The sequence below is a fragment of the Streptomyces iakyrus genome (assembly GCF_000717055.1).
Classification (GTDB): domain Bacteria; phylum Actinomycetota; class Actinomycetes; order Streptomycetales; family Streptomycetaceae; genus Streptomyces; species Streptomyces iakyrus.
The window spans coordinates 105,804-132,284 of sequence record NZ_JNXI01000015.1 but is presented as its reverse complement, the minus strand read 5'-3'; the positions used below and the strand labels follow the sequence as shown (position 1 = coordinate 132,284).

The 26,481-nt window shown below is 71.6% G+C and carries 26 protein-coding genes and 1 pseudogene; 12 read left to right on the top strand and 15 right to left on the bottom strand.

The features are described 5' to 3' along the window. Positions 1-76 precede the first annotated feature (76 nt). Entirely contained in the window at positions 77-1,351 is a 1,275-nt protein-coding gene (locus tag OO68_RS23645; protein WP_033310705.1) for an MFS transporter, read from the top strand. A 45-nt stretch (positions 1,352-1,396) separates the two neighbouring features. Here OO68_RS23645 and OO68_RS23640 read toward each other — a convergent pair whose 3' ends face one another. From OO68_RS23640 to OO68_RS23610, 7 genes are all read right to left on the bottom strand, one after another. Further along, entirely contained in the window at positions 1,397-2,497 is a 1,101-nt protein-coding gene (locus tag OO68_RS23640; RefSeq protein ID WP_033310703.1) for a calcium:cation antiporter, read from the bottom strand. 72 nt (positions 2,498-2,569) lie between these two features. Further along, positions 2,570-2,872, bottom strand: coding sequence for a hypothetical protein (locus tag OO68_RS23635; RefSeq protein WP_033310702.1), 303 nt, complete (start codon positions 2,870-2,872; stop codon positions 2,570-2,572). A gap of 141 nt (positions 2,873-3,013) precedes the next feature. Beyond that, positions 3,014-4,015 (bottom strand): TerC family protein, encoded by a 1,002-nt coding sequence (locus OO68_RS23630; RefSeq protein ID WP_106974397.1) that lies wholly within the window; start codon positions 4,013-4,015, stop codon positions 3,014-3,016. A gap of 222 nt (positions 4,016-4,237) precedes the next feature. Continuing rightward, positions 4,238-6,256, bottom strand: a complete 2,019-nt coding sequence (locus OO68_RS23625) for a TerD family protein (protein WP_033310698.1) — start codon at positions 6,254-6,256, stop codon at positions 4,238-4,240. A 76-nt stretch (positions 6,257-6,332) separates the two neighbouring features. Beyond that, on the bottom strand, positions 6,333-6,911 hold the full coding sequence (locus OO68_RS23620) for a TerD family protein (RefSeq protein ID WP_033310696.1): 579 nt from the start codon (positions 6,909-6,911) through the stop codon (positions 6,333-6,335). A gap of 139 nt (positions 6,912-7,050) precedes the next feature. Beyond that, positions 7,051-9,201 carry an excinuclease ABC subunit UvrB gene (gene uvrB / locus OO68_RS23615; protein ID WP_033310694.1) on the bottom strand — a complete coding sequence of 717 codons (2,151 nt, stop codon included), beginning with the start codon at positions 9,199-9,201 and terminating at the stop codon, positions 7,051-7,053. Positions 9,202-9,241: 40 nt separating this feature from the next. Then, positions 9,242-10,108, bottom strand: a complete 867-nt coding sequence (locus OO68_RS23610; protein WP_033310692.1) for an MHYT domain-containing protein — start codon at positions 10,106-10,108, stop codon at positions 9,242-9,244. A gap of 289 nt (positions 10,109-10,397) precedes the next feature. Between OO68_RS23610 and OO68_RS23605 the strand changes: the two genes are divergently transcribed. Both OO68_RS23605 and OO68_RS23600 read left to right on the top strand, forming a co-directional pair. Then, entirely contained in the window at positions 10,398-11,270 is an 873-nt protein-coding gene (locus OO68_RS23605) for a glycerophosphodiester phosphodiesterase (RefSeq protein ID WP_033310690.1), read from the top strand. Between the two features lie 53 nt (positions 11,271-11,323). Further along, the gene (locus OO68_RS23600) at positions 11,324-11,878 is read left to right on the top strand and encodes a methylated-DNA--[protein]-cysteine S-methyltransferase (protein WP_033310688.1); all 555 of its coding nucleotides are present in this window, start codon (positions 11,324-11,326) and stop codon (positions 11,876-11,878) included. Positions 11,879-11,898: 20 nt separating this feature from the next. Here OO68_RS23600 and OO68_RS23595 read toward each other — a convergent pair whose 3' ends face one another. Then, positions 11,899-12,327: a VOC family protein gene (locus OO68_RS23595; protein ID WP_033311017.1), complete on the bottom strand. Its 429-nt coding sequence runs from the start codon at positions 12,325-12,327 to the stop codon at positions 11,899-11,901. A 105-nt stretch (positions 12,328-12,432) separates the two neighbouring features. Here OO68_RS23595 and OO68_RS23590 point away from each other — a divergent pair, with 105 nt between their 5' ends. Both OO68_RS23590 and OO68_RS23585 read left to right on the top strand, forming a co-directional pair. Continuing rightward, positions 12,433-13,341 carry a pseudouridine-5'-phosphate glycosidase gene (locus OO68_RS23590; RefSeq protein WP_033310686.1) on the top strand — a complete coding sequence of 303 codons (909 nt, stop codon included), beginning with the start codon at positions 12,433-12,435 and terminating at the stop codon, positions 13,339-13,341. Further along, complete coding sequence (locus OO68_RS23585; RefSeq protein ID WP_078625425.1) at positions 13,338-14,357, top strand: carbohydrate kinase family protein; 1,020 nt, start codon at positions 13,338-13,340, stop codon at positions 14,355-14,357. The genes OO68_RS23590 and OO68_RS23585 overlap by 4 nt, the downstream gene beginning before the upstream one ends. A gap of 55 nt (positions 14,358-14,412) precedes the next feature. Here the strand turns inward: OO68_RS23585 and OO68_RS23580 are convergent, their stop codons facing one another. Further along, the gene (locus OO68_RS23580) at positions 14,413-15,204 is read right to left on the bottom strand and encodes a methyltransferase (protein ID WP_033310679.1); all 792 of its coding nucleotides are present in this window, start codon (positions 15,202-15,204) and stop codon (positions 14,413-14,415) included. Between the two features lie 335 nt (positions 15,205-15,539). Between OO68_RS23580 and OO68_RS23575 the strand changes: the two genes are divergently transcribed. After that, positions 15,540-16,667 (top strand): magnesium and cobalt transport protein CorA, encoded by a 1,128-nt coding sequence (locus tag OO68_RS23575; protein WP_033310677.1) that lies wholly within the window; start codon positions 15,540-15,542, stop codon positions 16,665-16,667. Between the two features lie 56 nt (positions 16,668-16,723). Here OO68_RS23575 and OO68_RS23570 read toward each other — a convergent pair whose 3' ends face one another. Together OO68_RS23570 and OO68_RS23565 are read right to left on the bottom strand one after the other, a co-directional pair. Continuing rightward, positions 16,724-17,152 (bottom strand): CBS domain-containing protein, encoded by a 429-nt coding sequence (locus OO68_RS23570; protein WP_033310675.1) that lies wholly within the window; start codon positions 17,150-17,152, stop codon positions 16,724-16,726. Between the two features lie 203 nt (positions 17,153-17,355). Next, positions 17,356-17,997 (bottom strand): nucleoside/nucleotide kinase family protein, encoded by a 642-nt coding sequence (locus OO68_RS23565; protein ID WP_209442609.1) that lies wholly within the window; start codon positions 17,995-17,997, stop codon positions 17,356-17,358. A gap of 150 nt (positions 17,998-18,147) precedes the next feature. On the opposite strand from OO68_RS23565, the gene OO68_RS23560 reads away from it, so the two are divergent. From OO68_RS23560 to OO68_RS23550, 3 genes are all read left to right on the top strand, one after another. Continuing rightward, positions 18,148-18,846, top strand: coding sequence for a DUF2293 domain-containing protein (locus tag OO68_RS23560; protein WP_033310673.1), 699 nt, complete (start codon positions 18,148-18,150; stop codon positions 18,844-18,846). A 176-nt stretch (positions 18,847-19,022) separates the two neighbouring features. Next, entirely contained in the window at positions 19,023-19,502 is a 480-nt protein-coding gene (locus OO68_RS23555; protein ID WP_033310671.1) for an anthrone oxygenase family protein, read from the top strand. Between the two features lie 135 nt (positions 19,503-19,637). Then, positions 19,638-21,128, top strand: coding sequence for a glutamate synthase subunit beta (locus tag OO68_RS23550; protein WP_033310669.1), 1,491 nt, complete (start codon positions 19,638-19,640; stop codon positions 21,126-21,128). Positions 21,129-21,261: 133 nt separating this feature from the next. Here OO68_RS23550 and OO68_RS23545 read toward each other — a convergent pair whose 3' ends face one another. After that, the gene (locus tag OO68_RS23545; RefSeq protein ID WP_033310667.1) at positions 21,262-21,747 is read right to left on the bottom strand and encodes a carboxymuconolactone decarboxylase family protein; all 486 of its coding nucleotides are present in this window, start codon (positions 21,745-21,747) and stop codon (positions 21,262-21,264) included. A gap of 47 nt (positions 21,748-21,794) precedes the next feature. Here OO68_RS23545 and pdxR point away from each other — a divergent pair, with 47 nt between their 5' ends. Continuing rightward, complete coding sequence (pdxR, locus tag OO68_RS23540) at positions 21,795-23,207, top strand: MocR-like pyridoxine biosynthesis transcription factor PdxR (RefSeq protein ID WP_033310665.1); 1,413 nt, start codon at positions 21,795-21,797, stop codon at positions 23,205-23,207. A 24-nt stretch (positions 23,208-23,231) separates the two neighbouring features. Here pdxR and OO68_RS23535 read toward each other — a convergent pair. The 3 genes and pseudogenes from OO68_RS23535 to OO68_RS23525 all read right to left on the bottom strand — a co-directional run. Beyond that, positions 23,232-23,552 (bottom strand): annotated as a pseudogene (locus OO68_RS23535) (SAM-dependent methyltransferase); the annotation flags it as partial. Between the two features lie 100 nt (positions 23,553-23,652). After that, positions 23,653-23,907, bottom strand: coding sequence for a DUF397 domain-containing protein (locus OO68_RS23530; RefSeq protein WP_033310663.1), 255 nt, complete (start codon positions 23,905-23,907; stop codon positions 23,653-23,655). Then, the gene (locus OO68_RS23525) at positions 23,908-24,768 is read right to left on the bottom strand and encodes a Sco1979 family transcriptional regulator (RefSeq protein ID WP_033310661.1); all 861 of its coding nucleotides are present in this window, start codon (positions 24,766-24,768) and stop codon (positions 23,908-23,910) included. A 216-nt stretch (positions 24,769-24,984) separates the two neighbouring features. On the opposite strand from OO68_RS23525, the gene OO68_RS23520 reads away from it, so the two are divergent. Beyond that, a complete protein-coding gene (locus OO68_RS23520; RefSeq protein WP_106974396.1) occupies positions 24,985-25,791 on the top strand; it encodes an ATP-binding protein in 807 nt (268 codons plus the stop codon). Beyond that, positions 25,788-26,222 carry a hypothetical protein gene (locus OO68_RS23515; RefSeq protein WP_033310659.1) on the top strand — a complete coding sequence of 145 codons (435 nt, stop codon included), beginning with the start codon at positions 25,788-25,790 and terminating at the stop codon, positions 26,220-26,222. Before OO68_RS23520 ends, OO68_RS23515 begins: the two co-directional genes overlap by 4 nt. The last annotated feature ends 259 nt before the right edge of the window (positions 26,223-26,481 follow it).

Genomic DNA, 26,481 nt, shown 5'->3' with positions numbered 1-26,481 from the left:
CGCGCCCCCGTAACCGGCGATCACGGCGGGTAGTTGACGCGGCATGCACGACGTACGCACCGTGAGAACACCCTCCATGCCGCGCCTCGCGGCCGCCTCGCTCGCCGGTACGGCCATCGAGTTCTACGACTTCTTCGTCTACGGCACCGCGGCGGCCCTGATCCTGGGGCCGCTGTTCTTTCCGACCTTCTCTCCGGTGGCCGGGACACTGGCCGCCTTCGCCACCTTCGGGGTGGGCTTCGTGGCCCGGCCGCTCGGCTCGGTGCTGTTCGGGCACATCGGGGACCGTCGCGGGCGGCGGCCGGTCCTCGTCGCCTCCCTGCTGCTGACCGGGGCCTCCACGGTCGCGGTCGGCTGCGTGCCGACGTACGACTCGATCGGCGTGATCGCTCCGCTGCTTCTCCTGGTGCTGCGCTTCCTCCAGGGGCTGGGGCTCGGCGGGGAGTGGGGCGGGGCGGTGCTGCTGGCCGTGGAGCACGCGCCGGCCGAACGGCGCGCCCTGTGGTCGAGCTTCCCGCAGGTCGGGCCCGCACTGGGGTTCCTGCTCGCCAACGGCGTGGTGCTGGGGCTGTCCTCGGCGCTGACCGAGGCGCAGTTCGCCGCGTGGGGGTGGCGGGTGCCGTTCTGGGCGGCGGGGGTGCTGGCCGTCGTGGGGCTGTGGCTGCGGTCGTCGCTCACGGAGAGCCCTTCCTTCCTGCAGATCGACGACCACGCGCGCGTGCCGCTCGCCGAGGTCGTCCGCAACCACTGGCGGCTCCTCCTGCTGACCGGCGGGGGCCTCGCCATCGGCTACGCGATCTTCTACGCCGTGACGACCTGGTCCCTCGCCTACGGGACGGAGCAGCTCGGCGTGAGCCGCGGCGTCATGCTGACCTGCATCATGGGCGCGGTGCTCGTGAAGGGTGCGCTGACCCCGTTGATGGCGCTGCTCGCGGACCGCTACGGCCGGCGACCGCTGTGTCTGGCCGGGTGCACGGCCGCCGCGCTGTGGATGTTCCCCATGGTCGCGCTGCTCGCCACGGGGGCGCCGCTGCCGATGTTCCTCGGCTTTCTGGGGGCGATGCTCGCGTTCATCACCATGTTCGCCGTGATCGCCGCGTATCTGCCGGAGCTGTACGAGCCGCGGGTGCGCTGCACCGGTGCCGCCGTCGGCTACAACCTCGGCGGGGTCGTGGGAGGCGCGCTCACACCGATCGTGGCGACGGCCCTGGCCGAGCAGGGCGGGCGGGTGCCGTGGGGCGTGGCCGCGTATCTGACGGCGATCGCGCTGCTGAGCCTCGGGTGCTTCGCGTTGCTGCCGGAGACGCGCCCGGTGCGGGTGGGTGCGGCCGCGGAGGCTCCTGCGGGGTGAGCCGCGGTGCGGGTGCCGTGGCGGCTGGGCGGGCTGGAGCCGCGCCTACGGGTTGATGGCCAGCTCCAGGTACGCCGCGAACAGCACCAGGTGAACCCCGCCCTGGAGCGGTGTGGCCCGGCCCGGCACCACGGTCAGCGAGGCGACCACCACGGTCAGGGCGAGCAGCACCATGTGGGTGGCGCCCAGGCCGAGGACCAGGGGGCCGGAGAGCCATACCGAGGCGAGGGCGACGGCGGGAATGGTCAGGCCGATGCTGGCCATGGCCGAGCCGAGGGCTAGGTTGAGACTGGTCTGCACCCGGTCGCGGCGGGCGGAGCGCAGCGCGGCGATGGTCTCCGGGAGCAGCACCAGCAGCGCGATGATCACGCCGACCACGGCCTGGGGCAGTCCGGCTGCCTCCACCCCGGATTCGATGGTCGGCGAGACCCCCTTGGCGAGACCGACCACGCCGACCAGGGCGAGGCCCAGCAGTCCCAGGCTGGTCAGGGCGGTGCGGGCGGTCGGCGCCTCGGCGTGCTCCTCCTCGGTGATCACCTCGCCGAGCCGGGTGATCGGCAGGAAGTAGTCCCGGTGCCGCCGGGTCTGTGTGGTGACGAACAGCCCGTACAGGATGAGCGAGGAGAGCGCCGCGAAGGTCAGCTGGACGGTGGAGAACTCCGGCCCCGGCTTGCTGGTGGTGAAGGTCGGCAGGACCAGGCTGAGAGTGGCGAGGGTCGCGACGGTCGCGAGGGCGGCGCCGGTGCCTTCGGGGTTGAAGACGGCTGTGCCGTGCCTCAGCGAGGCGACCAGCAGGCACAGGCCGACGATGCCGTTGCATGTGATCATCACGGCAGCGAAGACCGTGTCCCGGGCCAGTGTCGCGCTCTTGTCCCCGCCGTCGATCATCAAAGTCACGATGAGGGCGACCTCGATGATCGTGACGGCGACGGCGAGCACGAGGGAGCCGAACGGTTCACCGACCCGGTGGGCCACCACTTCGGCGTGATGCACCGCGGCCAGGACGGCGCCCGCGAGGACGAGCGTCACCACAACGACGACCCCCGCCGGCAGATCCCGCCCCCAGGTGAAGACCAGCAGCACGGCCGCGAGCAGGGGAACCAGAGTCGTCCACTGTGCCGTGAGCGGCCTGCGCCGAGCGGTCATGCCGTGATCGTCGCAGACGTCAAGGGGCCCCGCACTGCTGTCGCGGGACGCCCCTGGGCCTGTGCCGCGGGGCTAATCCAGGTCACGGGCGTCCACGAGGTCGCAGTTGGTGAACACCCGCTCGTTGAGGGAGAGGGCCTCCAGTCGCTCCGCCATCCGGCTGGTTTCGGGATCGTCACTGTTACGCATGGCCTCCTCGAACGACGCGAACTCGATGAGGGCGAGATAGCGGTTGGGCCTGTCCCGGTCCTTCAGAAGCATGCTGTGGGTGGGACCGCCCGTCCGGCCGGCGGAGCGCTGCCCGGCCTCCTCGATCAGCTGCTGCATCTCCTCCAGACGATCGGTCTCGAAGTCGATGATCTGCACGAACTTCATGATGCCCTCCAGCCGGCCTCGGCGTCCCCGGGGGAGAGGAGACGCGCCCAGGACCAAGCAAGCACCAGGAGCGGTGGTCGGCAATTCGCCGAGCACCGCTCCTGAGCATGCCTCTCCTTGATCCGATGCGACCGGACGAGGTCAGACGTCGATGCTGTCCTTGGTGACGCCGTCGGTCTTCCCCTGCTCCGCCTCGGCCGCCGCCTGCTTCTTGGAAGCTCGCAGGCTGGTGATCGTGGTGACGATCAGGACGGCGCAGATCACGCCGAGCGAGACCGGAATGCTGATCTCGGGGACGTGCACCCCGGACTCGTGCAGCGCGTGCAGCACCAGCTTCACGCCGATGAAGCCCAGGATGATGGACAGGCCGTAGCTGAGGTGGACCAGCTTCTTGAGCAGGCCGCCGATGAGGAAGTACAGCTGGCGCAGACCCATCAGGGCGAACGCGTTGGCCGTGAAGACGATGTACGGGTCCTGCGTCAGGCCGAAGATCGCGGGGATGGAGTCGAGGGCGAAGAGCACGTCGGTGGTGCCGATGGCCAGCATCACGACCAGCATCGGGGTCATGACCCGCTTGCCGTTCTCCTCGATCCAGAGCTTGGTGCCGTGGTATCGGTCCGCCACGCCGAAGCGGCGCTCGGCGGCCTTGAGGAGCTTGTTCTCCTCGAACTCCTCTTCCTCCTCGTCGGCCCGGGCCTCCTGGATGAGCTTCCAGGCGGTGTAGATGAGGAACGCGCCGAAGATGTAGAACACCCACGCGAAGCTGGCGAGGATCGCCGCACCGGCGGCGATGAAGATCGCTCGCAGGACCAGGGCGATGAGGACACCGATCAGCAGCACACGCTGCTGATACTGCGACGGCACCGCGAACTTCGCCATGATCAGGACGAAGACGAAGAGGTTGTCGACGCTGAGCGACTTCTCGGTGATGAAGCCGGCGAAGAACTCACCGGCGGGCTGGCCACCGGCGAACAGGAGCAGCCCGAAGCCGAAGAGCACGGCCAGGACGATCCAGACGATCGTCCAGATCCCGGCTTCCTTGATCGAAACGTCGTGCGGCTTGCGGCCGATGAAGAAGTCGACCGCGATGAGGGCGGCGAGGCCCACGATCGTCAGGACCCATAGGGTCATGGAAACATCCACTGCGCCTCCGGCAGTCGTAACGGCAAATGTCAGCGTCGTCGCTGCCGGAGGTCTCTTCCACCCAGAGATGGGCCGACGCCCCGGGATCTGGCCTGATCCGTATTGACGGGTACGCCGCAGCAGACAGGGAGTACTCCCCTCCGTGCCGTCAACAGTACCCGTTCACCAAGAACAGGTAAAGCGCTTGGCAAAAGAAAGGCCAAATTCCCTGGTCAGAGAGCTTTACGTGAACTTGGTACGGGCGGTGGCCACCTGGGAGAGCACCTGCTGGAGAACCTGGCTGCCGGGCGGCACGAGCGACGGCTCGTACGTCCAGGCGTGACCCACCCACGGGTCGGCAAGGTGGTCGTCGGCCACCGGCGTCAGTCGCAGCAGCGAACGCCACAGCGGGTCGAGCAAAGGCCCGTATCCGGAGGACTGCTCGCGGTCGGCCACCATCATCAGGTGGACGCCGAAGGCGGGGCCCTCGTCGGCGAGGTAGCGCAGCTGGTTCACGGCCCGGTCATCGAAACCGTGCGGGAAGTCGTTGACGATCAGAAGCTGCTGGGAGGTGTCGAACCCGGGCGGCAGGGAGTCGGCGGCGCCGCCCCGGACCGCCATCTGCACCAGGTCGACCCGCTGGGTGAGCCGGCCCAGCACGTCCGCCACCCCGGCGGCGCCGAGGGCGGGCGGGGCCGCGAGCACCCCCGTCTGCACCAGGGGCGCCAGCGGCTGCGCCCCCGAGCCGGCCGGGTCGATGACGTGGACGGTGAACTCGCCCGCCGGGTAGACGGCGAGCAGCCGGGCCGCGTGCGCGACCGCCGTCTCCATGGCCAGACGGCTCATGGCGTGGGAGTCGGTGAACGAACCGTCGGACGATCCGGCGGGTCCGCTGTCGATCCACAGACCGCGCTCCAGCGGCAACCGGACCAGCATCGGGATGCGGATCCGGTCGGCCTCGGGGAGGTGGAGGTCGCCCAGGCGCAGGGCCATGGGGATCTCCATCGGTACCCGGTAGGCGTGCCACGCCGGGTTGTCCCAGCGGGCGTACGCCGGTGGCAGTGCCGGTTCGACGACGTCGGCCTCGGCGGCGAGCTGGGCGAGGTCCCGGTCGAGGGCCTCCCGCGCCTGGGCGACGAGCTGGGCGTGCCGGGCCCGGGCCGCCTCGCGCGCGGCGTCGCCCTGCCCGCCGATGCGGCTGCGCGGGTCGGAGAGGACCTGCTCCAGCTCCTTGTCCATGCGTGACTCGGCGAAGTCGACGGCGCTGCGGTAGGCGGCGGTGGTGCGGGCCAGGTCCTCGAACATGCCCCACACCTGGTTGTAGAGCCGCTCCTCCATGGACCAGCCGGTCGCGTCACCCGCGACGGGCTGGGCGGGCTGTCCGGGTGCGGCCGGCGGCGAGGTCGGCGGAGGCGGGGGCGGAGCGGCGTTCTGACGGCGCGGGTGGCTGTAGTCGACGGGGCCGCCGGCCGTGGGCGCGGACGGCTGGGTGACGGCATCGGGGTCCGGGGCGGAGCCGGGATACGGCGGCTGCTGCGGGGCGGGCTGCCCGGGGCCGCCGGGCGTCTGGCCGCCGTACGGCGACACCGGTGGCACGGGGCCCGGCTGAGGTGCGGTGCCGCCCTGGTCCGGGCCGAGGGCAGGAGCCGCCGCCTGCCGGGAGCGGTCTCCGTCCGCCGTGCGCGGCGGGGGCGCCTGCACCGAGCGGGCCAGCCCCTGGGACACCGCGTCGTTGATGCTGCCGGCGAGCCGGTGAGCCTGGGACAGCTGCTGGTCGGCGAGGAGTTCGGCGAGGCCTCCCGCGTAGCCCTGGCCGACGGCGCGCACCTTCCAGGCGCCCTGCCTGCGGTAGAGCTCCAGGGCGACGACGGCCGACTCGGCCTCCAGGCCGGTGATGGTGTAGCTGGCGACCTCGCCGCCGTCGAGGCCGGTGACGGCGACGAACGGGGCCGCCGCCGCGCCGAAGCGGACCGGCCCCGTCCCGCCGACGGGCAGGGCGAGCAGCACGCTCACCCGGTGGACGGCCTCCGGCACGGCGTCCAGGTCCACCGCGAGGCGATGGTCGGCGGCGGCCTGCCGGGGGACCTCGAGACCCGGCTGGGCCGGTGCGCCCGGGTGGGCCACCCACTCCTCGCCGTGGATCCGGCCGTTCTCGTCACCGAGCGCGGCCACGGCCACGATCGGCGTACCGGCCGAAATCCGGATCTCGAGACGGGCCTGGGAGAGCGGGTGGTTCTGCCCCCGCACCAGCTCGGCCGTCATCGCCTTCGTCCCCCATGTGTCGTTGTGTGGAGTCGGGTACTGCCGGCCGGGCCCGCCGGTCCGGGCCCGGGTGCGCTCAGAGCACCGGCAGGATCGCCGGCATCAGGTCCTGGAACGTACGGCCGTTGGCCGGGTTGCCCAGGGCCGTCATCGTCCAGCCCTGGCCCGTGCGGTGGACCTTGGCCATGATCTGGGCCGTGTACTGGCCACCGCCGGCGAGCGTGTAGCGGGCGAGCTCCTGGCCGTTGGTCTCGTCGACCAGGCGGCAGAACGCGTTCTGCACCTCTTGGAAGGTCTGGCCGGTGAAGGAGTTGACGGTGAAGACGATCTGGTCGATGTGAACCGGGACCCGCGCGAGGTCGACGAGGATCGCCTCGTCGTCACCGCCCTGGCCGACACCGCCGACGAGGTTGTCACCGGTGTGGCGCACCGAGCCGTCGTCGCTCACCAGGTGGCGGAAGAAGACGACGTCGACCGGCTGCTTGTCCGCGAACAGGACGGCGGAGGCGTCGAGGTCGATCTCCCGCGTGCGCGAGCCGAACAGGCCGCGCCGGGGAGCCGCCTGCCAGCCGAGACCCATGCGAACCGCGGTCAGACTGCCACCGTCGTTCTTCTGCAGACTGATGGCCTGACCCTTGGTCATGTTGACGGTCACGCGCTGATTCCCCTCTCGAACGTCCCCTGTTGCCGCGTAGTCGCGGTTGACCAGAACCCTACGCAGGGGCACTGACAGCGACGTACCCCGCTCCGCACTTTGTGTCGGTCTTGCAACACTGCGCGTACGCGGCACGCTGTCAGGCCAGGCCCGCCTCCTTCATCTGGCGCAGTTCCTTCTTCATCTCGGAGACCTCGTCGCGCAGCCGGGCCGCGATCTCGAACTGGAGCTCCGCGGCGGCCGCCCGCATCCGCGCGGTGAGCTCCTCGATCTGCCCGGCCAGTTCGGCCGCGGGGCGGTCGGTCGGCACCGTCTCCTCGGCCTTGCTCTTGCCCTTGCCCTTGGCGGCCTTGGCCGCCCCCGCCGCCTTGCCGAGGGAGGGCACGGGCGCCTTGGTGCCTCCGCCGTCCTTCTTCGCCTTGCGGTAGCCCGAGCCGAGCAGCTGCTCGGTGTCGATGTCCTCGCGGGCGATCTGGGCGACGATGTCGTTGATCTTCTTGCGGAGCGGCTGGGGGTCGATGCCGCGCTCCGTGTTGTACGCGATCTGCTTCTCGCGGCGCCGGTTGGTCTCCTCGATGGCCTTCTCCATCGCCGGGGTGATCTTGTCGGCGTACATGTGGACCTGGCCGGAGACGTTGCGCGCGGCGCGGCCGATGGTCTGGATCAGGGACGTGCCGGAGCGCAGGAAGCCCTCCTTGTCGGCGTCCAGGATCGCCACCAGGGACACCTCGGGCAGGTCGAGGCCCTCGCGCAGGAGGTTGATGCCGACCAGGACGTCGTACTCGCCGGCGCGCAGTTCACGCAGCAGTTCGACGCGGCGCAGGGTGTCGACGTCGCTGTGCAGGTAGCGCACCTGGATGCCCAGCTCCAGGAAGTAGTCCGTGAGGTCCTCGGCCATCTTCTTGGTGAGCGTGGTGACCAGGACGCGCTCGTCCTTCTCGGTGCGCTGCCGGATCTCGTGCACCAGGTCGTCGATCTGGCCCTCGGTGGGCTTGACGACGACCTCCGGGTCGACGAGGCCGGTGGGGCGGATGATCTGCTCGACGAAGCCGTCCGAGCGGGACATCTCGTAGTTGCCCGGGGTGGCCGACAGATAGACGGTCTGGCCGATGCGCTCCTGGAACTCCTCCCACTTCAGGGGGCGGTTGTCCAGGGCGGAGGGCAGCCGGAAGCCGTGGTCGACGAGGGTGCGCTTGCGGGAGGCGTCGCCCTCGTACATGGCGCCGATCTGCGGAACCGTGACATGGGACTCGTCGATGACGAGGAGGAAGTCGTCCGGGAAGTAGTCCAGGAGGGTGTTGGGCGGGGAGCCGGGCGAGCGGCCGTCGAAGTGCATCGAGTAGTTCTCGACGCCGGAGCAGCTGCCGATCTGGCGGAGCATCTCGATGTCGTACGTGGTCCGCATGCGCAGGCGCTGGGCCTCCAGCAGCTTGCCCTGCTTCTCCAGCTCCGTCAGGCGCTCGGCCAGCTCCTTCTCGATGTCGTTGACGGCCCGCTCCAGGCGCTCGGGGCCGGCGACGTAGTGGGAGGCCGGGAAGACGTAGAGGTGCTCGTCGTCGCTGATGATCTCGCCGGTGAGCGGGTGCAGAGTGGACAGCGCCTCGATCTCGTCGCCGAACATCTCGATGCGGACGGCCAGCTCCTCGTAGACCGGGAAGATCTCGATGGTGTCGCCGCGGACGCGGAAGGTGCCGCGGGTGAAGGCCATGTCGTTGCGGGTGTACTGGATGTCCACGAAGCGGCGCAGCAGTTCGTCGCGGTCGATCTCCTCGCCGACCTTGAGGGGGACCATGCGGTCCACGTACTCCTGCGGGGTGCCGAGACCGTAGATGCAGGAGACGGAGGCGACCACGACGACGTCGCGGCGGGTGAGCAGCGAGTTGGTCGCGGAGTGGCGCAGGCGCTCGACCTCCTCGTTGATCGAGGAGTCCTTCTCGATGTAGGTGTCCGACTGCGGGACGTACGCTTCGGGCTGGTAGTAGTCGTAGTACGAGACGAAGTACTCGACGGCGTTGTTCGGGAGCAGCTCGCGGAACTCGTTCGCCAGCTGGGCGGCCAGCGTCTTGTTCGGCGCCATCACGAGCGTGGGGCGCTGGAGCTTCTCGATCATCCACGCGGTGGTGGCGGACTTGCCGGTGCCGGTCGCGCCGAGCAGCACGACGTCCTTCTCGCCTGCCTGGATGCGCCGGGCGAGGTCGGCGATGGCCGTCGGCTGGTCGCCGTTCGGCTGGTAGGGGCTGACGACCTCGAAGGGCGCCACCGTGCGTTCGATCTTTGAAACGGGCCGCATGGGATCCACCGTACGACCCCGCACTGACAACGGGCTCTGATCAGCGGTTCTGCGGGGTGCGGGACCCCCGGTGCTCCACGGTGCGGCGGGGGCGGAACCGCAGGCGGTGTGCGGAGTGGCGGACGTGGGTGTGCGCGGGGATGCCGGGCTTCTGCTCGACGGGGGCGACGGTGGGTTTCCCCATGACCATCAGCGGGTCGAACATCACCACGACACCGGCGAGGAGCAGGAAGGCGAGCGGGCCGATCAGCATGGGCGCGAGCAGGGCCGCGGGCGACTCTCCCGTAGCGGGTTCGGCCGTGCCGTGCAGATGGACGCTGAGGGCGGCCATGCCGGTGTAGTGCATGCCGCTGACGGCGAGGCCCATGACGAGGCTGGCACCCACGCTCCACAGGAAGCCCCTGACCTGGCCGGCGGCCCACAGGGCGGCGGTGGCCGCGCCCATGGCGATGGCGACGGAGATGCCGACGGTGACGGTGTTGTACTCCAGCTTTCCGTCGAGGCTCATGCTGGCCATGCCGAGGTAGTGCATCGACGCGATGCCGAGACCCGTGATGGTGCCGCCGGTGAACAGGGCCGTACCGCGTGCTCCCTTGTAGCCGACGATGAAGATCCCGACCCCCACCATGATGATCGCGACGGCCAGGCTCGCGAAGGTCATCGCCTTGTCGTAGTGGATCGGGGTCCCGCGGACCGTGAATCCCATCATCGCGACGAAGTGCATGGTCCATATGCCGGAGCCGATGGCGGCGGAGCCGAGCGCGAGCCAGCCGGGGCGCCAGGAGTGGGAGACGAGCATCGATCTGGTCGTGCAGCGCAAACCCAGAGCGCCGCCGAGGCAGGCCATGAAGTAGGCCACGAGGGGTGTGACCAGGCCATAGCTGAATCCGTCGATCGTGCCCTGCATGCGCGGCTGCCCTTCCCGCCCGTGTACGTCCCGGAATTCCTGATGTACGCCCCCTCCCAGGACCGCACGAGCGGTCAGGGTTGACGCAGAGAGTATGACCCCCACCGGAATGGTCGAACGACTTTCCGGCAAAGAAACACGCCCCTGCCGCAGTTGTGCGGTACCAGTGAGCGGAGTTGGGTGATCTCCGTTCAACGTGTGGTCATCCTGTACCCCTCTCGCGTTGACCCTCTGCTGTCACAGTTGTGCTGTCTGTGATGTCGCCGATCGCTCGTCGCGAGGAGTACGCATGCACGCGCGCGCTGTTGCCGCCTCCACCACCGCACTCCTGGGGACCGCCGCACTGCTGTTCCCCGCCTCCCCCGCGCAAGCCGCGGGAAGCAGCACGTCGCCGCTGGTCATCGCGCACCGGGGTGCCTCCGCGTACGCGCCCGAGAACACCCTGGCCGCCGTGGACAGGGCGGCGGAACTGGGCATCCGCTGGGTGGAGAACGACGTGCAGCGGACAAGGGACGGCGAGCTGGTCGTCCTCCACGACGACAACCTGCGGCGCACCACCGACGCCGAGGAGGTCTTCCCCGGCCGGGCTCCCTGGAAGGTGAAGGACTTCACCGCAGCGGAGATCGCCCGGCTGGACGCGGGCAGCTGGTTCGGACCCGTGTACGCGGGCGCGCGCGTGCCGACGCTGGAGCAGTTCGTGCACCGCTTGGAGCGGCATCACCAGAAGCTGCTCCTGGAGATCAAGAACCCGGAGCTGTACCCCGGCATCGAGCGGCAGACGCTGAAGGTCCTCAGCAACGAGGGCTGGCTCGACCGGTCGCACCTGGCGGGCCGGCTGATCGTGCAGAGCTTCAGCGCGGACAGTGTGCGGACCGTGCACGAGCTGAAGCCCGGCGTGAAGACAGCCCTCCTGGGGACTCCGCGGGTGTCGGACCTGCTCGACGTCGCCGAGTTCGCCGACCAGATCAACCCCTCGTACAGCTCGCTCTCCCCGGCGTACGTGTCCTCGGTGCAGGCGTTCGACGGACCGCACGGCCGCCGGCTGGAGGTCTTCGCCTGGACGGTCGACGACGCCAGGACGGCCCGGCGGATCGCCGGGTACGGGGTCGACGGGATCATCGCCAACCGGCCGGATGTGGTGCGGAAGGCCGTGAGCGGCTGATCGCACGCGCCGGGCGGACGGCGTTGTCAGTGGCGGGTCCTACTGTGGGGCGCATGGACAGCCAAGGGCAGGTCGAGCCGCGGGTGGTGTGGGCGGTCGTCGAGAGCGGGATCGGGCCGTTGCTGCTGGCCGCGAGCCGGGAGGGCCTGGTCAACGTCGTTTTCCACGCCACGGACGCCGTGCGGGACCGGGCGGTCGAGCGGCTGGCGTCGCGACTGGGCACCGAGCCCGTCGAGGCGCCCGGCTCCCCGCTGCTGGCCGAGGCGATACGCCAGGTCGAGGCCTACTTCGCGGGTGAACGACGCGACTTCGACCTGCCGCTCGACTGGTCGCTGATCTCCGGCTTCAACCGGGAGGTCCTGCGTGAACTGGCCTCGGGCGTCCCGTACGGCACCGTCGTCGGGTACGGCGACCTGGCCGGGCGGGTCGGCCAGCCGGGCGCCGCCCAGGCCGTGGGTATGGCGATGGGAGCCAATCCCCTGCCGGTGGTGGTGCCCTGTCACCGGGTGGTCGAGAGCGGCGGCGGCATCGGCGGCTTCGGCGGCGGCCTGGAGACCAAGCGGAGGCTGCTGGCTCTGGAAGGGGTGCTGCCCGAGCCGCTCTTCTGATGCGGCGATTCGCGGCTCGGTCAGTCGTAGTGCCGGGCTTCGAAGACGTTGCCGTCCGGATCGCGGAAGTAGAAGCTGCGCGTGGCCTTGCCCCGGGCTCCGAAGGAGCCGTGTGCGAGGTCCGACATCGGTACGGAGTGGTCCGCCAGCCGGCTCAGGAGGGCGTCGAAGTCGCCGCGAGGCAGGGACAGGCAGACGTGGTTGACCGGATGCCCCGCGCTGTCGGCGGAGCCGGGCAGCATCCTCATGCGCTCCGCGAAGCTCAGGGGCATGAGGTCGAGGATGGTGTCGTCGCTGACCCGCACGGACGGGAACGGCACCTCATCCGCAGCGAACTCCGCGAGCCTGACGGCCTCAAGGCCGACGGCCTTCTCGTAGAAGTCGACGGCGGCGAGCGGGTCGCGCACCCAGAGGACGACGTGGTCGAGACGCGGTATGTGATCCGTCATGCCCTCCAGGCTCGTCACGACGCCGTCGCCCCGCAAGGGTTTGGCCCGGCGCGCCACCCGCCAGAGATGAGGGAGGGGAACGACTGACCGACAGGAGGCAGGCGCGTGGTGCTGGTGGTGTCCGAGGAAGTGCGGGAAGCGATCGACGCGCGCCGGCCGGTCGTGGCCCTGGAGTCCACGATCATCGCCCACGGGCTGCCGCGGCCGCGCAATCTCCAGGTCGCGCTGGAGCTGGAGACGGCCGTGCGGCAGGAGGGCGCGGTGCCTGCCACGATCGCCGTGCTGGACGGGCGTCCTCATGTGGGCCTGGACAAGGAGCAGCTGGAACGCGTCGCGAACGAGGACGGGATCCGCAAGCTCGGCCACCGCGACCTGCCGCTCGCGGTGGCGTCGGGAGCGAGCGGAGCGACCACGGTGTCGGCGACCGCGCTGCTGGCGGCACTGGCGGGCGTGCGGGTCTTCGCGACGGGTGGACTGGGCGGGGTGCACCGGGAGTGGACGGTGACTCAGGACGAGTCGGCCGACCTGGGGCTGCTGGCTCGCACGCGCATCACGGTGGTGTGCGCCGGGGTGAAGTCGATCCTGGACGTGCCGGCGACCCTGCAGCGGCTGGAGACGCTGGGTGTCGCGGTGGCCGGTTACGGCACGGACCGATTCCCCGGCTTCTACCTCTCCGACTCGGGGCATCCGGTGGACTGGACGCTGGGGACGCCGGAGCAGGTGGCGGGCGTCATGGCGGCCCAGGAGACCCTCGGCGGGCCGGAGTCGGCGCTGATCGTCGCCAACCCCGTCCCCGAGGAGGAGCAGCTCGATCCGGACCTGCACGCACGCGTGCTCGCGGACGCACTGCGCGCCTGTGCGGAGCAGGGCATCACCGGCCAGGCGGTCACGCCCTTCCTGCTCGACCATCTGGTGCGGCACACCGACGGTGCCTCCCTGAGCGCCAACCTGGCGGCGGTCCGCGGCAACGTACGCCTGGCGGCACGGATCGCGGCGGCCTGGGCCCGGGGATGACGGCGGACGGCGGGACCGGACGCGGAGAGGGCACGGGCCCGAGGGGACCGGGGGGAACGGACCCTGCGGGTACCGGACCCGCGGGTACGGGCTCCGCGGGTACGGGCGCGGCGGCGGGCCGGGGGTTGCTGGTGATCGGGGACGTCATCACGGATGTCGTCGCGCGGCACGCGGGGCCGCTCGCGGCCGGCACGGACACGACTGCGTCGATCCGGACGGTGGCGGGCGGTGCGGGCGCCAACGTGGCGTGCTGGGCGGCCCACCGGGGTGCGGCGGACGTACGGCTGCTCGGGAGGGTCGGGACGGATGCGGCTGCCTGGCACGAGCGGGAGCTGGTCGCCCAGGGGGTGCGGCCGCAGCTCGTCGTCGACCCGCTGGTGCCGACCGGCACGGTGATCTGCATGGTCGACGGGGGCGCTGCGGCGGAGCGGACGTTCCTCACCGACAGCGGCGCGTCGGGACGGCTCGGGCCCTCCGACTGGTCGGACGCGCTGCTCGACGGCGTGGCCCGGCTGCACCTGTCGGGCTACCTCCTGTTCTCCGAGTCGAGCCGGGCTCTGGTGGCCGTGGCACTGAAAGCCGCCCGCGCGCGTGGCGTGCCGGTGAGTCTCGACCCGGCTTCGGCGGGGTTCCTCGCGGAGCTGGGCGCCGAGCGGTTCCTGGCGCTCGTCGAGGGCGTGGACGTCCTGCTGCCCAGCCGGGACGAGGCGTGCCTGCTGACCGGCCTGGCCGATGCGGCCGAGGCGGCGGCCGGGCTGAGCCTGCGCGTGCCGCTGGTCGTCGTCAAGCAGGGGCACGAGGGAGCCGTCGTGGCCCGCTCGGGGAAGGTACGCGCCCGCGTTCCGGCCGCACCGGCGATGCCACGGGACACGACCGGCGCCGGTGATGCCTTCACCGGCGCGTTCCTCGCCGCCCTGCTCGCGGGTACCGGGCCGGACGATGCCGCGGCGGAGGGCTGCCGGGCGGGCGCGCGAGCGGTGGAGCAGGTGGGCGGCAGACCGCCCCTGCCCGACTGACCGCCACAGCCGAACTGGTACCCCTGCCCGATTGAACGCCCCTGCCGCACCCTCGCTACTGCTTCCTCCCCCACGCCGAGATCATCGGCGCCGTCGTCAGGTCGAGCGCACCGGACGTGACGTTCCCGAGGTGCCGGTCGATCTCCTGGTCCGTGGCGAGGCCGGCCGTGACGAGCTGGTCGCGGATCTGCCGGATCGTGACGGACTCCAGGGCGGCGCAGGCCGGCGAGGTGAGGGGGAAGTAGGCGTCGGCCTGGACCCGGCTCAGTCCGGCCTCCCGGAGCAGCCGCGGCAGGGTGCGGCCGCACGGCAGGTCCGTCCCGCGATCGGCGAGCAGACTGCGGAAGCCCTGCCGCAGCCGGTTCGCGAGCTGCTGCTCCGGGCCGTACTCGTCGGGGCAGAGCAGCGGCTGAAGGGCGGGGTCGGCGTCCTCGACAAGGAGGCGGCCGCCGGGGCGCAGCGCCTCGACCATGGACCGCAACGCCCTTTCCCTGTCGGTCACATGGACGAGGGCGAGGCGGGCGTGCACCAGGTCGAAGCCCTCCCCCGGCGGCTCCTGGGAGCCGATGTCGTGCGCCCTCACCTCGACCGGTGGCCTGGCTGCGGTGGCGAGCCGTGAGGTGTCGGTGTCGGTCGCGATGACGCGTCCGGTCGGGCCGACCTTCTTCGCCAGCCAGGACACCACGGTGGTACCGGCACCGACCTCCCAGCACCGCCAGCCGGATCCGACGCCGAGCGCTTCGAGGTGCCGGAAGGTCGTGGGGTCGAAGAGAGCGGCGAAGGCGCTGAAGTGCTCTGCCGCCTCGGTCTGCCGGTTGGCGAGGAGGTACCCGTCGGTTCGCGTCATGCCTCGATCATCCCAGTTGTCCGACTTGTCCATACTCGCCGACGCTCCGGCACGGGGGCCCTTCCGCACGGAGGCACCTTCTGCACGGAGGCCCTTCCACATGGAGACCGCCTCCGCACGCAAACCCGCCTCGCACGCTCCCTGCCAAGAACCGCCCGGCACGGAAATGCGTCGATCCAGCAGAGCCGCGGGGCCTGGAAGCGTCGTCCGTCCACAGCCGGGAACCAAGCGGAATGAGTCGTATCCACAGGCTTACCCGCAGCTCACGCAGGCCTGGCAGACTGGCGCGGCAAGGCGCAGGGACGGCGCGAGAGGTTCCACGCAAGGAGATCCGGATGTCCATGGCAGGGAATCTGCGGAAGGTCACGAGCCTCGGCGGCGTCGGCGGCCTGCGCAAGGTGGCTCGGCTGGCCCGGCGGCGCCCGCGCGTCGACTTGAGTCACCCGGCCCGGTCCCCGCTGGGCTCCTCGGTGGTGAACTGCGTGACGTACCGGGACGGCGTCCGCACCCCCGCGCGCGGCGATCTGGTGGACACCGTGCAGCGGGTGCGCAAGAACCGGGAGGGCTTCGTCTGGCTCGGTCTGCACGAGCCCACCGACCAGGAGTTCGCGGGCATCGCCGAACTGTTCGACCTGCACCCGCTGGCCGTCGAGGACGCGATCGAGGCGCACCAGCGCCCCAAGCTGGAGCGCTACGGCGAGACGCTCTTCGCGGTGTTCAAGACGGTCTGCTACGTCGAGCACGAGGAACTGACGGCCACCAGCGAGGTGGTCAACACCGGTGAGATCATGCTGTTCGTCGGCGCTGACTTCGTGATCACGGTGCGGCACGGCCGGCACGGCTCGCTCGGCCCGCTGCGCGAGGAGCTGGAATCCGATCCCGGCCAGCTCGCCAAGGGCCCTTCGGCGGTGCTGCACGCGATCGCGGACCATGTGGTCGACGACTACCTGACCGCCACGGACTCGGTGCAGGCGGACATCGACCAGGTCGAGACGGACGTGTTCTCGGAGTCCGGCGCGCGGACCGACCCGGGGCGCATCTACCAGCTCAAGCGTGAACTGCTGGAGCTGAAGCGGGCGGTGGTGCCGCTCAGCCGGCCGCTGGAGGATCTCGCGACCCGGCCGATCAGGGCGGTCGACCCGGAGATACAGGCGTACTTCCGTGACGTCTCGGACCATCTGCTGCGGGCGAAGGAGCAGATCGCCGCCTTCGACGAACTGCTCAACTCCATCCTCCAGGCGCACCTCGCGCAGGTCACGGTCGCGCAGAACGAGGACATGCGGAAGATCACGGCGTGGGCCGCGATCATCGCCGTGCCGACGATGGTCTGCGGGGTCTACGGCATGAACTTCGAGCACATGCCGGAGCTGCACTGGCGGTACGGCTACGGCATGGTGATCGGCGTGATATCCGTGGCGTGCGTTGCCCTGTACCGGGGGTTCCGGCGCAGCGGCTGGCTCTGAGGGCGGGGAGTGACCCGCGACGGGGCTCCGGAGCGCCGGTGGGGTGATCAGCGAGGTCAGTGCATCGCGGTCGTGGCGTAGACGCTCTGCGCCCAGGACGCGATCTGGTCCTTCGCGAGATGCCGGGCCAGGTCGGCTTCGCTGATCATGCCGACCAGGCGCTTGTCCCGGATCACGGGCAGCCTGCGGATCCGGTGCTCCCGCATCTCGCGCAGCACCTCGCCGACATCGGCGTCCGCGTCGATCCAGCGGGGCGTTCCCTTGGCCATGTCGCCCGCTGTGACCCGGGCGGGGTCGTGGCCCATGGCGACGCATCCGACGACGATGTCGCGGTCGGTGAGGATGCCGCAGAGCCGCTCGTTCTCGTCGCTGATGGGCAGGGCGCCGACGTTCAGCTCGCGCATGAGCTGTGCGGCGCGGTCGAGGGTTTCGTGCGCGGGGATCCACTGGGCGCCGCGGTGCATGATGTCTCCGGCGGTGGTCATGGAGTACCTCCCGGTGCCGGACGGCCGGCGCGGCGCAGGACACACCGCGAGTCCCGGCGCCCCTCATTCTCGCCGGGCCGCCGGATGCCCGCACACGGAAGCCCGCCGGGAGTCCGCATGGGGCCCGCATGGGGCCCGCATGGGGCCCGCATGGGGGGTCCGAGCAGGACCCAGCCGCCGGGCCCGGGCTTCATGCCATGGGCTCAGCCGCTCCACGCCGGGCGGTGCGGATCGTCGGCCCGCACCAGGACGTCCGCCGTCCCCACCGGGTCCGTCTCGTGCTCGTAGCGCTCGAAGGCCGGAAGGGTCCAGTGCTCGGCCTCGGGGGTGCGGCGGCGGAGGGCGCCCGGGGAGAGGAGGACGTGGACGCTCAGATCGAAGGGGAACCAGTGCCGAAGGAGGAAGGGCCCGTGCAGCAACAGCACACCGGCAGGCGGGAGTTCGACGTAGGGGCTGCGGGTGGCGCGGTCGGCGGCCGGGTCCCACAGGTCGGGCAGGACGCGGCCGTCCCCGTCGGCTTCGAGCGGGCCGAACACCGCGCGCCACAGGGCGCCGGTGTCGTACCAGCCGTCGTAGTAGGCATCGACGTCCTGGTGGCCGTATTCGAGCCGTACGGAGGCGGGGCGCAGAAAGCCCTCCGTGCCCACGACGAGCGAGGAGCGGCCGCGTACGCGCAGCGCCTCACCGACCCGGTGGGCGAGGTCTCCCGGGCGGGCGGCGGGCGCCCCGTCGATGGCGATGCGCGACCAGGGACCGCCGTCGGCGGGCTTCAGGTCGAGCAGGCGCTCGGCGAGCAGGTCGCCGAGCCGTTCCCAGGTGATCGCTTCGAGTCGCACACGGCCCATGATGCGTCAGTCCGCCGGGCCGGAAGCGTCCCACCCACACACGGGGCCGGACCTCGGCGGCCCCGGCGCCCGGGAGGGGTGGTGGCCGGATCGCCAGGATCTGCTGCAGAGTGCGTAGTTCGCGCCGCCGTGAGGGGGAATGAGCCCCTTATGGTCCCCCGCACGACGCTTCCGTCCCTCACCGGACTTCTCGTCTTCCAGCCCCTCAAGCGGCGGTACTGCGCCGAGTGCCGCCGAGGACCGCTGCCGCTGCTCGCCCTCGAGGACGGCACCCCGCGCTGCCTCGACTGCGCCGACCTCGGGCATCTGGTGTTCCTGCCGAGCGGCGACACCGCGCTGACGCGCAGATCGCGGGAGGAGAGCACGCTGTCGGCGGTGGTCGTGCGGTTCAACCGGCGCAAAAGCCGGTACGAACGGCAGGGAGTTCTGGTCGAGGAGGCGGCGCTCGCGCGGGCCGAGCAGCGGTGTCTCGCGGACGCCGAGGCGCGACGGCGGCGACGGGTGCGGGACGCGCGGCGACGGGCGGCTCAGGACGCCCTGTTCGTGCAGGTTTTCGCGGCGGAGATACTCCGGCTGTTCCCCGGGTGCCCGGCCGCACGGGCGCGGGCCATCGCCCTGCACGCCTCGGAGCGGGGCAGCGGGCGGGTGGGCCGCAGCGCTGCGGGGCGCGCGCTGACCGAGGGCGCGGTGACCTCGGCGGTCGTGGCGTCGGTACGGCATCTGGACACGCCGTACGACCGGCTGCTGATGAGCGGCGTACCCAGACATGAGGCGCGGCGGCGGATCGCGGCGGCGGTGACGACGGTACTGCGGGGATGGAGCGAGGCCGGGATCGGTTCCACGGGGTGACGGACGGGATGCCCGGGGGGCGTGCCGTCATGCCGTCGGCGCGGCCGTTCGGGGGCCCGTGGACGTTCGCTTATGACGCCGCGCCGTTCGGCCATGGTCACTGTGCTCGTACGGGAATTCACTGGTGGCGAGGAAGGGTGCCGGGCGGGGGCCCGGCCGGACGGCGGGAGAGAGACATGATCGACGGACCGTACTTCGTGCTGACGGTGCTGGGGGTGCTCGGGACCGGCCTGGTGGCCGGGGTGTTCTGCGGGTTCTCGACCTTCGTGATGCGGGGCCTGGGCATGCTGCCGCCGGCGCAGGGGGTCGCCGCGATGAAGGCGGTCAACGTGGCGGCGGTGACTCCGCCCTTCATGATCGTGTTCCTCGGGTCGGCCGTGCTGTGCGCGGTGATCGCCGTGGTGACGTTCGTGTTGTGGCCGGACGAGGGGACGGTGGAGCTGCTGGTGGGCAGCGCGCTGTACCTGTTCGGGTCGTTCGGACTGACCATGGTCGCGAACGTGCCGCGCAACGACGCCCTGGCCGAGCTGGAGCCGGGCACTCCGGAGGCGGCGGCGTACTGGCCGGTGTACCTGCGCGAGTGGACGCTGTGGAACCACGTCCGCACGGCGGCCTCGGCCGGAGCGGCACTGGCCTACGTGCTGGCGCTCACCTGACGCCCGTGCCATGCGGCGGACAGGCACCGGCCGGAAGGCGGACGTATCGTGGCGAAAAGAGCGCCGCCGGCGAGTGAGAAAAGGCTCCGCCCGACGACGCACGGCCCGCCCCACGCGCACGCAAGGAAGACGGCCATGGCCGATCCCAAGGGTTTCCTGACCACGCCCCGCGAGGAGTGGCCGCGCCGCCCGGTAGAGGAGCGGGCGCGGGACTGGGACGAGGTCTACGTCCCCGGGGCGCTGCTGCCGATCATCAGCCGACAGGCCGACCGTTGCATGGACTGCGGTATCCCCTTCTGCCACGACGCCTGCCCGCTGGGCAATCTGATCCCCGAGTGGAACGATCTGGTGTCCAGGGAGGACTGGCGGGCGGCCGCCGACCGCCTGCACGCCACGAACAACTTCCCGGAGTTCACCGGCCGGCTGTGCCCGGCGCCGTGCGAGGCGGGGTGTGTGCTGGCGATCAACCAGCCGGCCGTCACCATCAAGAACGTCGAGTGCGCGATCGCCGACCGGGCCTGGGAGGAGGGGTTCGCGCCGCCGAGGCCGCCGGAGCGGCTGTCCGGCAAGACGGTCGCGGTGATCGGTTCGGGCCCGACCGGGCTGGCCGCGGCGCAGCAGCTGACGCGGGCCGGGCACACGGTCGCCGTGTACGAGCGGGACGACCGGCTCGGCGGGCTCATGCGGTACGGCATTCCGGCGTTCAAGATGGAGAAGCACCATCTGGAGCGGCGGCTGGAGCAGATGCGGGCCGAGGGGACGAAGTTCCGGACGTCGACGGCGGTCGGGCGGGACATCGGGGCCGATGAGCTGCGGACGCGCTACGACGCCGTGGTGCTGGCCACGGGTGCGACCGCGTGGCGTGAACTCCCGGTGCCGGGGCGGGAGCTGACAGGAATTCACCAGGCGATGGAGTACCTGCCGCTGGCCAACCGGGTGCGCGAGGGCGATCTGGAGACTTCCCCGCTGTCGGCGGCCGGGAAGCACGTCGTCATCGTCGGCGGCGGCGACACGGGGGCGGACTGTCTGGGCACGGCCGTCCGGGAGGGCGCGGCGTCCGTGACCCAGCTGGACATCTACGCGCTGCCGGACGCGGAGCGCGACGAGGACACCGAGCCCTGGCCGACGTACCCGATGCGGATCTACCGGCTGTCCGCCGCCCATGAAGAGGCCCGTGACCTGCGGACCGCCCCGGTCGCGGACGCTGATGCGCGGCTGTTCGCGGCGTCCACGCTGCGCTTCGACGGCGACGCCCAGGGACAGGTGCGCTCGCTGCACCTGGTCGAGGTGGACGCACGGCGCCGTCCGGTGGAGGGCACCGGGCGGACGCTCCCCGCCGATCTCGTGCTGCTCGCCCTCGGCTTCTCCGGGCCCGACCGGGAGGACGGCCTCGTCGACCAGCTGGGGCTGGAGATGGAGCCACGCGGGACGATCGCGCGGGACTCCGGGTTCGCCACGAACGTGCCCGGGGTGTTCGCCGCGGGGGACGCGGCCCGGGGGCAGTCGCTCATCGTGTGGGCGATCGCCGAGGGGCGGGCGGTGGCGGCGGCCGTCGACCGTCATCTGACGGGCAGTGCGAGGCTGCCGGCACCGATCGGGCCGTTCGACCGGCCCATGGCGGTGTAGCATCCGCCGCCGAACCGCCCACGACGGTCATCGGCCGTCCCTCGACGGGATAGCGCCCGCCGCCGAACCGCCCACGACGGTCATCGGCCGTCCCTCGGCGGGGTAGCGCCCTGCCGCCGGCCCGCTCGCGGACTCACCGGTCGTCCGTCCCCGCGACCTTCCCCGTCGACAGCGCCACCCGGTTCCATGTGTTGATCGTGCAGATCAGGGCGATCACCTGGGCCAGTTCCCGCTCGTCGAACAGCGCGGCGGCCCGCGCGTACACGTCGTCCGGGACGCCGGAGTCGGCGATGAGGGTCACCGCGTCGGTGAGGGCGAGGGCCGCCTGCTCCCGCTCGGTGAAGAAGTGCCGGGCCTCGCGCCACACGGCGACCATGTGCAGCCGGTCCTCGCTCTCGCCGGCCTTGCGGGCATCGCTGGTGTGCATGTGCAGGCAGTACGCACAGTGGTTCAGGTGCGAGGAACGGATCTGGATCAGCTCGACGAGGGCCGGGTCGACGCCCTCGCGGGCGGCGGCATCGAAGGCGATGAGAGCCCGGAAGGCCTTCGGGGCCGAGGCGCCGAAGTCCAGGCGGGCGGGCGTCGGGTGGATGCTGCTCGGGTGCGTGGTCGTCGTCATGCCCTTCAACCTACGAGCCGGAAAGACCCGCTGTAGGGTGCACTTCCATGGTGGAATCGTGGGTCAATTCCGCGGAGCGGATCGGGTCCGACCTGCATCTGGAGCTGACCGGGCCGGGCGGCAGGCGGGCGGCGCTGATCCGGGCCCTGCGCGAGGCCGTGCGCGGCGGACGGCTCGCCCCGGGCACGCGGCTGCCACCGTACCGCTCGCTCGCGGCGGACCTCGGCGTCGCCCGCAACACGGTGGCGGACGCGTACGCGGAGCTCGTCGCGGAGGGCTGGCTCACTGCCCGGCAGGGCTCCGGCACCCGGGTCGCGGAGCGCGCCGAGCCGCTGCGGCCCGCCACTCGCGTGCCCAAGAAGGCACCGCCCCGCGCGCATGGCCCCCGGCACGATCTGACGCAGGGCACGCCGGACGTCTCGGCGTTCCCGCGCACCGCCTGGCTGGCCTCCTACCGGCGAGCCCTCCAGCACGCACCCAACGAGGTGTTCGGGCCGGGCGACCCGGCCGGCCGGCCGGAACTGCGGGAGGCGCTCGCCGAGTACCTGGCACGCGTGCGTGGCGTGCGGACCGAGCCGGGCCGGATCGTGATCTGCTCCGGCTTCGCGCACGCGCTGCGGCTGCTGTTCGGCGGCGGCGTCCTGCGCGGCCCCCTGGCGGTGGAGGCGTACGGGCTCGGGTTCCACCGGCAGGTCCTGGCCGCGGCCGGGGTCCGGACGGTACCGCTCCCCCTCGACGAAAACGGCGCGCGGATCGACCGGTTGGTGCGCGAGCGGGCCGTGCTGCTCACGCCGGCGCACCAGTTCCCGACCGGCGGCCCGTTGCACCCCACGCGCCGGGCCGCCGTGATCGACTGGGCCCGCGCGCGGGACGGTCTGGTCCTGGAGGACGATTACGACGGGGAATTCCGCTACGACCGCAAGCCGGTCGGCGCCGTCCAGGGGCTCGACCCCGAGCGCGTGATCCACATCGGCTCGGTCAGCAAGAGCCTGTCGCCGGCGGTGCGGCTGGGCTGGATGGTGCTCCCGGAGCGGTACCTCGAGGACGTCCTGGCGGCCAAGGGCGAGCGCGAGGCGTGGGCGAGCGTCCTCGACCAGCTGAGCCTCGCGGACTTCATCGCTTCGGGGTCGTACGACCGGCACGTACGCCGGATGCGGCAGCGCTACCGCGGCCGCCGGGACCGGCTCGTCGCGGCGCTCGCCGAGCACGCGCCGCACATCGAGGCCACCGGCATCGCGGCCGGGCTGCACGCCGTGCTCCGGCTGCCGCCCGGCACCGAGGCGTCCGCGGTCAAGGCCGCCGCCTGGCAGGGCATCGCCCTGGACGGCCTCGCCGCGTTCCGGCACCCGGAGACGGACATGCCGGTCGGGGACGGGCTCGTCGTGGGGTACGCGACGCCCTCCGAGCACGCCTACGGGCCGGCCCTGGAGGCGCTGTGCGGTGCGCTGCCGCCGCCCTGACCGGCCCGGGCGCCTCCGTGAGCCCTACGGCTTGCGCCCCACGGCCCCGTACCCCGGGATCACCGCGTCGTCCTGCCCGGGCACGGGATCGCCCAGCTCTGAATGCCAGCGGTGCGGCACCTCGACGCCGGGCTCGACGAGATCGAGGCCGTCGAAGAAGCGGGTGAACTCCTCGTGGGAGCGCAGCGCCAGGGTGACGCCGGCAGCGCGCAGCTTCTCGGTGGCCGCCTTCGACTCCTCGGGGGTGAAGTCGGCGGTCGCGTGGGTCATCACCAGGTGGCTGCTGGAGGGCAGTCCGGCGAGCAGCCGCCGGACCAGGTCGTGGGCGCCGTCCCCACTCCGTAAGGCACAGAGGGTGGTCGATTCGGCACCAGCGATTCGAGGACGGCGTAGGAAGACGTATAGGAAGACGACATAGGAAGTCGAGCGGCAAAAGGCAGTCACGTCAGGACAGCAGGAAGTCCGCCTCTCCCGACTTCGCCCCCTCGATGAAGGCCGTCATCTCGTCGGTGGTGTAGATGAGGGCGGGGCCGTCGGGGTCGGTGGACTGCCGGAGGGCGATCCGGCCGTCGGCGAGTTTCATCGCCTCCAGGCAGTTGCCTCCGTTTCCGCCGCTCCACGGCTTGTGCCAGCCTTCGCTGCCCAAGTCACGCGCGGGCATGCCGTTGTAGACGTGTTTGCGCGGCTTGATGCGATCCATTCACAGCTCCTTGCGGAGGTCCCGGAGGATCTCCTTCGTGCGATGTGCCGTAGCGGCCTGCGCCGCCATGCGGTCCATGACCTCCAGGTGGGTCGCCACCTCGGTGCGCGCGTCGAGATAGACCGCGCCGGTCAGGTACTCGCTGTAGACCATGTCCGGCAGTTCGGGCATGGCGAATCGGAACAGCACGAACGGCCCGTAGGTCCCCGGGTGCGGCCCGTTGGCGAACGGGGCGATCTGCAGCGTCACGTTGGGCAGCTTCGTGGCGTCGAGCAACTTGTCGATCTGGGCGCGCATCACCTCCGGGCCGCCGGCCGGGCGACGCAGCGCGGTCTCGTCCATCACGACCCACAGCCGGGGCGCGTCCTCGCGGGTGAGCAGGTCCTGGCGCTGCATGCGCAGGGCGACATGGCGCTCGATGTCCTCGGGCCGGGTCTGCCCGATGGCGCCCGAGCGGAGCACCCCACGCGCGTAGTCCTCGGTCTGCAGCAGCCCGGGGACGAAGTGGGGCTCGTAGCTGCGGATGACGCTCGCCGCGCCCTCCAGGCTCACGTACATCGAGAACCAGCCGGGCAGGATGTCGTGGAAACGCTGCCACCAGCCGGGCCGGTTGGCTTCCTCGGCCAGTCGGACGAAGGCCTCGGCCTCCTCGTCGGAGATTCCGTAGGCCTTGAGGAGCAGTTGCAGATACGGGATTTTGAGCGCGACCTCGGCCATCTCCATACGGCGGACCGTGGCGGGGGCGACGCGGAGGATACGCGCGGCCTCCTCGCGCTTCATGCCCGCGCGTTCCCGCAGGTCCAACAGGCGTCGGCCGAGCACGACCTGACCGACCGTCGGTGCGGACCGCGGTTCACTCACGCTCCACCTCCACGAAGAGTTCTGACGAGCCGGCCACAAAAGGAACGCTGACAGCCCGGCGGCGCCATTCGAGGACCTTTCGAAGAGCTGATCCGAACACATGTTTCGAACGAACCTTCGACGATCTCAATTGGCGCCGCGCGGGGTGCTGTTGCGAGCAGTGTGCCACGGCCTTCCAGACCGTCACACGGCACTCTGCAATTTTCAGAGTGACACTTGCCAAGTGTTCACGGCGGGGCGATAGTGGCAAGCGTGATTCCGTCCGCGCCCTTAGGAACAGACGCCGCCGCAGGCCCTCCCGGGCTTGGCGCCGCCACGGAAGAGGTCTCCCTCGGGGCCGCTGCCGGGCGCCGGTTCCGTTTTGAGCTGGCCGCACACGCGGGTTCTCCCGCCCAGGCCAGACGCCTGACGCGGGCCCGGCTGACCGGGTGGTCGGTGTGCGAGGACACGTGCGACAGCGCGGCTCTGGTCGTTTCCGAGCTGGTCACGAACGCCATCGTGCACACGGCGAGCACTCACATAGTGTGCGAGCTGCACGACGGTGACGACCTGGTGCGGATAGCCGTACGCGACGAGGGCTGCGCCCCGGGCCAGCCGCACGCCGCGAGCCGGACCCGGCCCGAGGAGGAGCACGGCAGGGGACTGCTCCTCGTCGACGCCCTCTGCCACTCCTGGGGTGCCCAGGAGAACGGCCCCGGGCTGCTGGTCTGGGCGGAACTGCCGCGCACGGCGGACACCTCGCCCGAGCCGGACGGGCCTCGGGACGACCTGGGCTGGGGCGCCCGCCCCAAGCGCGGCCCCTCCGACGACCCGGACGACGGGGACGGGACCCACCAGGCATGCCACACGCGGGGCGCTTCCGAGGTCCCTTCGCAGGCACGCCCCACGCAGGGCGCCCCCGAGGTCCCCTCGCAGGCACGCCCCACGCAGGGCGCCCCCGAGGTCCCCTCGCAGGCACACCACACGCGGGGCGTCCCCGAGGTCCCCCCTCAGGAGCGCCGCCGAGAGCGGGGACACGCATGAGTCCCGCGCGGGTCGGCGCTGTGCTGAACCTGGACACGCTGGTGCGCGTCCGGCGCGGACTGCGGACGTCCGGCCCGGCCCTGCGGCTGCCGGTGCCCGACGGCATGACCGCCCCGCTCGGCTGCGACGCCGTCGCGGTCCCCGCCCACGTCGGCCCGCTGATCATGCCCCGGCTGCCCCGCGTGGGCTGTGTCTACGCGGACGGGACGCACTGGTGGTGGTTGGTGCCGTCCGACTCCGACCACGCCCTGGAGTGGCCCGCCCCGGCGCGGTACGTCACCGGCGCGGTCGTCCCGGACCTGCTGGAGGTCCCCGACCTGATCCACCGCCCGGACGGCACGCTTCCGTACACCCCGCCGATCCCCCTCTACCTGGCGCTGTGCCGCGCGACGGGGACGGCCCCGGCCTGGTCGCGTCCGGTCAGCGCATAGGCAGCGCCTGACCTGTCCCGGCTGCCGGCTGCTGGCTGCTGGCTGCTGGCTGCCGGCTCACAGCGGATGACCGGTCTCCGCCCACCGGCCCGCACACCCACGCCTCTCACCACCCCGCACCCCCGCGCCGCCCCGCACCTCCTCCCGGCCAGGTCGTGCGCCCGCGCGCATCCGGCGCCCCGGGCTGCGCCCTGCCCGGGGCGGGTTCCGCCCCGCGATAGTGGGCCGCTCACGGGCGGGGCACGAGGCGGGGAGGTCG

Coding starts and splice junctions, on each gene's coding strand:
- OO68_RS23645 (WP_033310705.1), top strand. CDS start 77: ATGCCGCGCCTCGCGGCCGCCTCGCTCGCCGGTACGGCCATCGAGTTC.
- OO68_RS23640 (WP_033310703.1), bottom strand. CDS start 2,497: ATGACCGCTCGGCGCAGGCCGCTCACGGCACAGTGGACGACTCTGGTT.
- OO68_RS23635 (WP_033310702.1), bottom strand. CDS start 2,872: ATGAAGTTCGTGCAGATCATCGACTTCGAGACCGATCGTCTGGAGGAG.
- OO68_RS23625 (WP_033310698.1), bottom strand. CDS start 6,256: ATGACGGCCGAGCTGGTGCGGGGGCAGAACCACCCGCTCTCCCAGGCC.
- uvrB (WP_033310694.1), bottom strand. CDS start 9,201: ATGCGGCCCGTTTCAAAGATCGAACGCACGGTGGCGCCCTTCGAGGTC.
- OO68_RS23610 (WP_033310692.1), bottom strand. CDS start 10,108: ATGCAGGGCACGATCGACGGATTCAGCTATGGCCTGGTCACACCCCTC.
- OO68_RS23605 (WP_033310690.1), top strand. CDS start 10,398: ATGCACGCGCGCGCTGTTGCCGCCTCCACCACCGCACTCCTGGGGACC.
- OO68_RS23600 (WP_033310688.1), top strand. CDS start 11,324: ATGGACAGCCAAGGGCAGGTCGAGCCGCGGGTGGTGTGGGCGGTCGTC.
- OO68_RS23595 (WP_033311017.1), bottom strand. CDS start 12,327: ATGACGGATCACATACCGCGTCTCGACCACGTCGTCCTCTGGGTGCGC.
- OO68_RS23585 (WP_078625425.1), top strand. CDS start 13,338: ATGACGGCGGACGGCGGGACCGGACGCGGAGAGGGCACGGGCCCGAGG.
- OO68_RS23580 (WP_033310679.1), bottom strand. CDS start 15,204: ATGACGCGAACCGACGGGTACCTCCTCGCCAACCGGCAGACCGAGGCG.
- OO68_RS23575 (WP_033310677.1), top strand. CDS start 15,540: ATGTCCATGGCAGGGAATCTGCGGAAGGTCACGAGCCTCGGCGGCGTC.
- OO68_RS23570 (WP_033310675.1), bottom strand. CDS start 17,152: ATGACCACCGCCGGAGACATCATGCACCGCGGCGCCCAGTGGATCCCC.
- OO68_RS23565 (WP_209442609.1), bottom strand. CDS start 17,997: ATGGGCCGTGTGCGACTCGAAGCGATCACCTGGGAACGGCTCGGCGAC.
- OO68_RS23560 (WP_033310673.1), top strand. CDS start 18,148: ATGGTCCCCCGCACGACGCTTCCGTCCCTCACCGGACTTCTCGTCTTC.
- OO68_RS23555 (WP_033310671.1), top strand. CDS start 19,023: ATGATCGACGGACCGTACTTCGTGCTGACGGTGCTGGGGGTGCTCGGG.
- OO68_RS23550 (WP_033310669.1), top strand. CDS start 19,638: ATGGCCGATCCCAAGGGTTTCCTGACCACGCCCCGCGAGGAGTGGCCG.
- OO68_RS23545 (WP_033310667.1), bottom strand. CDS start 21,747: ATGACGACGACCACGCACCCGAGCAGCATCCACCCGACGCCCGCCCGC.
- pdxR (WP_033310665.1), top strand. CDS start 21,795: ATGGTGGAATCGTGGGTCAATTCCGCGGAGCGGATCGGGTCCGACCTG.
- OO68_RS23530 (WP_033310663.1), bottom strand. CDS start 23,907: ATGGATCGCATCAAGCCGCGCAAACACGTCTACAACGGCATGCCCGCG.
- OO68_RS23515 (WP_033310659.1), top strand. CDS start 25,788: ATGAGTCCCGCGCGGGTCGGCGCTGTGCTGAACCTGGACACGCTGGTG.